The organism is Psychrobacter sp. 1Y4, from assembly GCF_051847555.1.
In genome coordinates, this window is sequence record NZ_JBPYDE010000596.1 from 1 (window position 1) to 688 (window position 688).

The 688-nt window shown below is 44.5% G+C and carries 1 protein-coding gene; it reads right to left on the bottom strand.

What is annotated here, in order from left to right:
- Positions 1–34 precede the first annotated feature (34 nt).
- A partial coding sequence (locus tag ACS8FC_RS17795) for an urease accessory protein UreF (RefSeq protein WP_439297770.1) occupies positions 35–688 on the bottom strand: 654 nt, incomplete at its 5' end.

The window sequence follows — 688 nt, forward strand, 5'->3', positions numbered from 1 at the left end:
ATAGAAATAATTATAAATAGAGATAAAGGTAAAACTATGAGCGGAACAACCGACTGTATTGCTCCTCATGCATACTCGAGAGAATCGCTAAATTAGGTAAATTGTTAGAAATATTGAGCCTTTCATAAAGGTCTTGGCATAGCTGCTGACAGTCTGGTTCTTCACTTTTATCTACAGTATTGGTAGTGTTTGTCGACATGACTAAGGCATCAAAGGCCTGTTGTACATCATCGCTTAGAGCATCGACCTGCGCACCCAAATCGCTTTGTAATTGCCACAGAATACGCTGACCTGCCATTTGTCCTAGCGGTACGGTCTTCACAGCAGCGAGCACCATATTTTCCAATTGAGCAAATCCATAGGTGGTCATCGACTGCATGAGTGGCAGCTGCCAATGCTGGGCAATGTGAGCAAAAAGTGGTAAATAACCATCATCAGGTATCTCAGAAGGTATGCCAAGACTCAGGACTTCGTTGAGCCAAGACACCATCGCCTGTGCCAACTGCTGCGACTCCAGTACAACCTCTTTACTCTCAAGGCCTGCATGATAATCATGTGCCAGATTTGCCACTAATACCTCATTACCTTGATCAAGCGCACACATGATAAGTGCCAATATAGGTAGCTCGTAGCCAATGACAGCCAGCGCAAGATAGTCTTGCATAAAGGTAAGCGTACTGGCTTCATC